Here is a 7,671-nt window from a genome sequence, read left to right as displayed (position 1 = left end):
CCGCCGTATACTTTTGCAAGTACGTTAGTGATTGCTGCAGTTAGTGTAGTTTTACCGTGGTCAACGTGGCCGATTGTACCAACGTTTACGTGCGGTTTTACGCGTTCAAACTTTTCTTTTGCCATCTTAAAAAATTCCTAATAAAGAAATTAAAGCCTGACTCACTATTGAGCCAGACAAGCTAAAATTATATAACAGCGCGAGCTGAAATTATTGTATCTGCGACATTTTTAGAGGCTTCAGCGTACTTCACAAACTCCATAGAGTATGAGGCACGGCCCTGTGTTGCAGATCGTAAAGCAGTTGCATAACCAAACATTTCAGAAAGAGGAACTTGCGCATTAATTTGCTTAAGTCCACCTAATGCATCTTCCATGCCTTCGATTATGCCGCGGCGACGGTTTAAGTCGCCAACTACATCACCCATATTTGAATCAGGAGTGAGTACTTCAACCTTCATTACTGGCTCTAAAAGTACAGGGTTAGCTTCAAGCGCCCCGTTTTTCATTGCCAGTGAACCTGCTATTTTAAATGCCATTTCATTCGAATCTACATCATGGAATGAACCATCATATAAAGTCGCTTTAACGCCAAGTAATGGGTAGCCTGCCAGTACACCTTGAGACATTTGCTCTTGGATACCTTTGTCTACCGCAGGAACGAATTCTTTAGGAACTGAACCACCTACGGTTTCGTTAACGAACTCGTAAATTGGTGACTCATCATCCGTAATATCCATCGGTTCAAGTTTAATCCAAACGTGTCCATATTGGCCACGACCACCTGACTGACGTATAAACTTCCCTTCAACCTTAACAGTTGAACGAATAGCTTCTCGGTATGAGACCTGCGGCTTACCAACGTTACATTCAACACTGAATTCACGTTTCATACGGTCGACGATGATATCTAAGTGAAGTTCACCCATGCCAGAGATTATAACCTGGCCTGATTCTTCGTCAGTTTGTACGCGAAAAGAAGGATCTTCAGCAGCTAGTTTACCTAGTGCGATACCCATCTTATCTTGGTCAGCTATAGTGCGGGGCTCAACCGCAATAGAGATTACTGGCTCTGGGAATTCCATACGCTCAAGCGTAATAATAGAATTCGGATCACACAGTGTTTCACCTGTTGTTACGTCTTTAAGACCAATAGCTGCCGCGATGTCGCCTGCGAAAACTTCTTTGATCTCTTCACGAGAGTTTGAATGCATCTGTACGATACGGCCAAGTCGCTCACGCTTACTTTTTACTGGATTATATACCGTGTCACCCTGTTTAACAGTACCAGAGTAAACACGGAAAAAGGTCAAGGTTCCAACAAACGGGTCTGTTGCAATCTTAAATGCGAGTGCAGCAAACGGCGCTTTATCATTAGCTGGACGTTCTTCCTCAGTACCATTTTCTAAGATACCTTGGATTTGTTTCACTTGCTCTGGTGACGGCATATATTCAACAACGCCATCAAGCACAGCTTGAACGCCTTTGTTTTTAAATGCGCTACCACAAGTAACTGGAACAATCTCATTTGCTAATGTTCGTTGGCGTAAAGCATTTTTAATTTCTGCTTCACTTAACTCTTCACCTTCTAAGTATTTATCCATTAGTTCTTCTGTTGCTTCAGCAGCGCTTTCAACTAAATGAGCGCGCCATTCTTCAGCTAATTCCAGAAGTTCTGCCGGTATTGCCTCATAAGAGAAAGTCATACCCTGGTCCGCTTCGTTCCAGTTAATCACTTTCATTTTTATAAGGTCAATAACACCTTTAAAGTCGTCCTCAGCGCCTACAGGCAACTGAATTGGAACAGGCGTTGCTCCAAGACGAGATTTCACCTGGCTGACCACTGCTAAGAAGTCTGCGCCCGTGCGATCCATTTTATTTACGAAGATCATTCTCGGAACTTCGTATTTGTTCGCTTGACGCCAAACTGTCTCAGTTTGCGGCTGTACACCAGATGAAGCACAAAGAACAACTACCGCACCATCTAGTACGCGTAAAGAACGCTCTACTTCGATAGTGAAATCTACGTGTCCTGGAGTATCAATAATATTGATACGATGGGCGTCAAATTGAGCATCCATCCCTTTCCAAAAACACGTTGTTGCAGCAGAAGTGATTGTGATACCACGCTCTTGTTCCTGCTCCATCCAATCCATAGTTGCAGCGCCATCATGTACTTCACCGATCTTATGAGAAAGACCTGTGTAGAACAGAACACGTTCTGTTGTGGTGGTTTTGCCTGCATCTACGTGAGCAACAATACCTATATTACGATAGCGCTCAAGTGGAGTTGTACGTGCCATATGATCCTCTTAAAGGTTAAAGACAGATTACCAACGGTAATGAGCGAATGCTTTATTCGCTTCAGCCATACGGTGAACGTCTTCACGTTTCTTAACCGCAGTGCCTTTATTATCAGAAGCGTCAACGATTTCTTGAGCTAAACGTAAGCCCATAGATTTTTCGCCACGCTTACGTGCAGCGTCTACTAACCAACGCATACCTAATGCGTTACGACGAACTGGACGTACTTCAACTGGTACTTGATAAGTTGAACCACCAACACGGCGAGATTTAACCTCTACCTGTGGACGGATGTTATCAAGTGCAGTTTCAAAGATTTCTAGGTGCGACTTGCCTGATTTCTCAGCAGCCACGTCTAGCGCACCATAAACAATTTTTTCAGCAGTAGATTTCTTGCCGTCTAACATCACGATGTTAACGAATTTAGCAAGAAGTTCCGATCCGAACTTAGGATCTGGAAGAATTTTACGTTGACCGATTACGCGTCTTCTAGGCATTTTGTATCTCCGGTTTATTCAGGTTTGCTCTTTCGAGTCAATCACCCAAAACAATAATTATAAATATTTAGTGCTTGGCCTTACTAACGGAATACAATTACCCTTTAGGGCGTTTTGCACCGTATTTAGAACGAGCTTGACGACGATCGCTAACGCCTGCACAGTCAAGTGCACCACGAACAGTGTGAAAACGCACACCTGGTAAATCTTTAACACGACCACCACGGATTAGGATTACACTATGCTCTTGAAGGTTATGACCTTCACCGCCAATGTATGAAGTTACTTCGAAACCGTTAGTTAAACGTACACGTGCTACTTTACGTAACGCCGAGTTTGGTTTCTTAGGTGTAGTTGTATATACGCGAGTACATACACCGCGCTTTTGCGGACACGCTTTTAGTGCAGCTGAGTTACTTTTCGTAACCTTGCTACGGCGTGGCTTACGCACTAGCTGGTTAATAGTTGCCATTTAAATAGCTCCTGAAATTAAAATTACTACTGAAAAAAATAAAAAAATCCGCCCTTTATTTACGAGCCTGCATTAAGCACACAAGTAAATGGGTGGCGGAATTTTAATGAGCAAAGTTTAACCTGTCAACCTAAACTAATCGTAAGACAGCATATAACTGCCTTACGATCACTTAATCTATTGATTAAGAACAGTTTATTGATTTCCAGACAAATCAGCATTTAGAGCGTCTGTAAGTGCTTGAGTCGCCTCTTCTGCACTTACTGTTTGCTCTTCTACTACTACTTTGCTTTGTTTACGGCGAGCCATACGTTCTTGATGATACGCAAAACCGGTACCGGCTGGGATCAAACGACCCACAATTACGTTTTCTTTAAGACCGCGAAGCTCATCGCTCTTACCATTCACTGCCGCATCTGTAAGAACACGTGTTGTCTCTTGGAAAGACGCTGCAGAGATGAAAGATTCTGTTGCTAGTGATGCTTTTGTGATACCCATTAACTGGATTTCAAACTTAGCTGGTATCTTACCTTGTTTTTCAAGATCACGGTTTGCGATATTAACGCGCGCCACTTCGATTTGTTCACCGGCTAAGAAGTCAGTATCACCGCCGTGCATAATGGTACATTTACGTAACATTTGACGGATAATTGTTTCAATGTGCTTGTCATTGATCTTAACGCCTTGCAAACGGTAAACCTCTTGCACTTCGTTAACGATATAGTTAGCAACATGAGTCACACCACGTAGGCGTAAGATGTCATGCGGTGATTCAGGACCATCGGCAATAACTTCACCTTTAGACACTTGCTCACCTTCAAACACGTTAAGTTGACGCCACTTAGGAATCATCTCTTCGTAATGATCACCTTCAGCTGGAGTAATAACTAAACGCTTCTTACCTTTAGTCTCTTTACCGAAGCTAATTGTACCAGTTACTTCAGCTAATATAGCTGGATCTTTTGGCTTACGAGCTTCAAATAAGTCGGCTACGCGTGGTAGACCACCCGTGATATCACGAGTTTTCGAACCTTCTTGCGGAATACGTGCTAACACGTCACCTGGGTTTGCTGTAACGCCGTCAATAACTTCAATCGTAGTGAATGAAGGAAGACGTGTTTCTTGCAGACCGCGCTCTTCACTTTCAATGATAAGCTTTGGTTCTTTCGTATTTACTTTAGCAAGATCTTTTACAACTACACGGGTTAAACCGGTTAGTTCATCAGTCTGTGCTTCAGTATTTGAATCATCGATATCGCTGAACGATACTTTTGACTTATGCTCAAGAACGATTGGGTGACTATGCGGGTCCCAAGTGGCGACGATGTCATTACCTTGAACTTCTGCATTGTCTTGCACTGTTAGTACCGCACCGTAAGGTACTTTATAACGCTCTTTCTCACGACCATGACTATCGATGATAGTAATTTCCGTAGAACGAGAGGTAATAACAATCTTACCGTCTGTGTTTAATACGTACTTAGAGTTATGAAGTTTTAATGTACCGTTAGTTTTAACTTGTACATTATTTTCTGCAGATGCTCTAGATGCCGCACCACCGATGTGGAAGGTACGCATTGTTAACTGTGTACCCGGCTCACCGATTGATTGAGCCGCGATAACACCCACTGATTCACCAGCGTTGATGATGTGACCACGTGCTAGGTCACGACCGTAACAGTTAGCACAAACACCAAAGTCATTATCACATGTGATAACAGAACGTACGCGAACTTCATCTACTGAGTGCTCTTCTAAAAGGTCACACAGTTTTTCGTCAAGCATAACATTACGTTCAACAAGTACAGTATTAGTACCTGGAATTACAATATCTTCTGCAACAACACGACCTAGAACACGTTCGCGAAGTGCTTCTACAACATCACCACCTTCAATAAGCGGTTTCATTGTTAAGCCATCTTCTGTGCCACAGTCATCTTCATTGATTACCAAATCTTGTGCAACGTCTACTAGACGACGCGTTAGGTAACCCGAGTTTGCTGTTTTAAGTGCTGTATCGGCAAGACCTTTACGCGCACCATGCGTTGAGATGAAGTACTGAAGTACGTTTAGACCTTCACGGAAGTTAGCTGTGATTGGCGTCTCGATGATTGAACCATCTGGACGTGCCATTAGACCACGCATACCCGCCAACTGACGAATCTGTGCAGCACTACCACGAGCACCTGAGTCGGCCATCATAAACACTGAGTTAAATGACGGTTGCTCTACTTCTTCACCTTTTGCATTGATAACTGTATCTTTTGACAAGTTAGCCATCATCTCACGTGATAAGTTTTCGTTTACACGTGACCAGATATCGATAACTTTATTGTACTTTTCACCAGCCGTTACAAGACCTGATTGGAATTGTTGGTTGATTTCAGTCACTTCAGCTTCAGCTGATTCAATTATCTGTGCTTTAATCGGTGGGATAACTAAGTCATCAATACCGATAGAAACACCTGACTTCATTGCATAATGGAAACCGGTGTACATAACTTGGTCAGCAAAGATAACTGTATCTTTAAGACCTAGACGACGGTAACACTCATTCAATAAGCCAGAAATCTGCTTTTTACCTAGCGGCTGGTTGATTGACGCAAACGGCATGCCTTTAGGTAAAATTAGAGACAGAATTGCACGACCAACAGTTGTATCGATAACAGTAACAGTGTCTTCTACTATGCCGTCTTCGTTTTTAACTGATTGGCTAATACGTACTTTCACGATTGCGTGAAGGTCTGCATTGCCGCTGCGGTATGCTTTTTCTGCTTCTTTTGGATCTTTAAATATCGCGCCTTCGCCTTTAGCGTTAATGCGGTCACGAGTCATGTAATAAAGACCCAATACAACATCCTGTGAAGGAACGATGATTGGCTCACCATTCGCAGGAGATAGAATGTTGTTTGTTGACATCATTAAGGCACGAGCTTCAAGCTGTGCTTCGATTGTTAACGGTACGTGTACCGCCATTTGGTCACCATCGAAATCGGCGTTGTAGGCCGCACATACTAATGGATGCAAATGAATCGCTTTACCTTCGATAAGCACAGGTTCAAACGCTTGGATACCCAAACGGTGAAGTGTTGGTGCACGGTTAAGTAATACTGGATGTTCACGAATTACTTCGTCAAGTACATCCCATACTTCCGGAACTTCACGTTCAACCATCTTCTTAGCTGCTTTGATTGTCGTAGCCATGCCGCGACGCTCTAATTTGCCATAGATGAATGGTTTGAATAACTCTAGTGCCATCTTCTTAGGAAGACCACATTGGTGAAGCTTAAGTGTAGGACCTACTGTGATTACAGAACGGCCTGAATAATCTACACGCTTACCAAGTAAGTTCTGACGGAAACGACCTTGCTTACCCTTGATCATATCAGCAAGAGATTTAAGAGGACGTTTGTTAGAACCTGTAATTGCACGACCACGACGACCGTTATCAAGTAGCGCATCTACCGCTTCTTGTAACATACGTTTTTCGTTGCGTACAATAATGTCTGGTGCTGCTAAATCTAGTAGACGCTTAAGACGGTTATTACGGTTAATAACACGACGGTAAAGGTCGTTTAGATCAGATGTCGCAAAACGACCACCGTCTAATGGTACTAATGGACGTAGATCAGGTGGCAATACTGGAAGTACTGTCATGATCATCCACTCAGGGTTATTACCTGATTGGTGGAACGATTCCATTAACTTAAGACGTTTAGTGATTTTTTTACGCTTAGTTTCAGAGTTAATTGTTGGTAACTCTTCACGCATCTCAGCAATTAATTGAGCAAGATCAAGTTCACGAAGCAAGTCTAAAACTGCTTCAGCACCCATCTTCGCTTCAAATTCATCACCGTGCTCTTCTAGTGAATCTAAGTATTCTTCTTCACCTAATAGTTGACCACGCTCAAGCGTTGTCATACCAGGCTCAGTTACTACGAATGATTCGAAGTAAAGAACACGTTCAATATCACGAAGCGTCATATCTAGCATTAAGCCAATACGTGACGGTAATGATTTTAAAAACCATATATGTGCAACTGGGCTCGCAAGGTCGATATGACCCATACGATCGCGTCGCACTTTAGTGAGTGTTACTTCAACGCCACACTTTTCACAGATCACACCACGGTGTTTAAGGCGTTTATATTTACCACATAAACACTCATAATCTTTCACTGGGCCGAAAATACGGGCACAGAATAAGCCGTCGCGCTCAGGCTTGAAAGTACGGTAGTTAATAGTCTCAGGTTTCTTTACTTCACCGTATGACCATGAACGAACCATGTCTGGTGAAGCAAGACCAATGCGAATTGCATCGAATTCTTCGGTCTTATTTTGTTGCTTCAGAAACTTAAGTAAGTCTTTCACCTTAGCTCTCCTGTCGGAGTTAATCTTG

The 7,671-nt window shown here is 42.8% G+C and carries 5 protein-coding genes; all 5 read right to left on the bottom strand.

Going from position 1 to position 7,671, the window contains the following annotated elements; all coding sequences use genetic code 11:
• Positions 1–125 (bottom strand): GTP-binding protein (locus H5118_RS13075; RefSeq protein WP_033023824.1); only part of this gene is annotated, 125 nt, incomplete at its 3' end.
• A gap of 62 nt (positions 126–187) precedes the next feature.
• On the bottom strand, positions 188–2,302 hold the full coding sequence (fusA, locus tag H5118_RS13070; protein ID WP_002958887.1) for an elongation factor G: 2,115 nt from the start codon (positions 2,300–2,302) through the stop codon (positions 188–190).
• Between the two features lie 27 nt (positions 2,303–2,329).
• Positions 2,330–2,800 (bottom strand): 30S ribosomal protein S7, encoded by a 471-nt coding sequence (gene rpsG, locus H5118_RS13065; RefSeq protein WP_010555004.1) that lies wholly within the window; start codon positions 2,798–2,800, stop codon positions 2,330–2,332.
• Between the two features lie 97 nt (positions 2,801–2,897).
• Complete coding sequence (rpsL, locus tag H5118_RS13060; RefSeq protein ID WP_002958885.1) at positions 2,898–3,272, bottom strand: 30S ribosomal protein S12; 375 nt, start codon at positions 3,270–3,272, stop codon at positions 2,898–2,900.
• 195 nt (positions 3,273–3,467) lie between these two features.
• Positions 3,468–7,643, bottom strand: coding sequence for a DNA-directed RNA polymerase subunit beta' (gene rpoC, locus H5118_RS13055; protein ID WP_002958884.1), 4,176 nt, complete (start codon positions 7,641–7,643; stop codon positions 3,468–3,470).
• Positions 7,644–7,671: the final 28 nt, after the last annotated feature.

Origin of the sequence: Pseudoalteromonas sp. SR41-1 (assembly GCF_014164015.1) — a bacterium.
Taxonomy (GTDB): Bacteria; Pseudomonadota; Gammaproteobacteria; order Enterobacterales; family Alteromonadaceae; genus Pseudoalteromonas; species Pseudoalteromonas distincta.
Note: the sequence above shows the minus strand (reverse complement) of the source record. Positions and strands in the feature narration are given on the sequence as shown.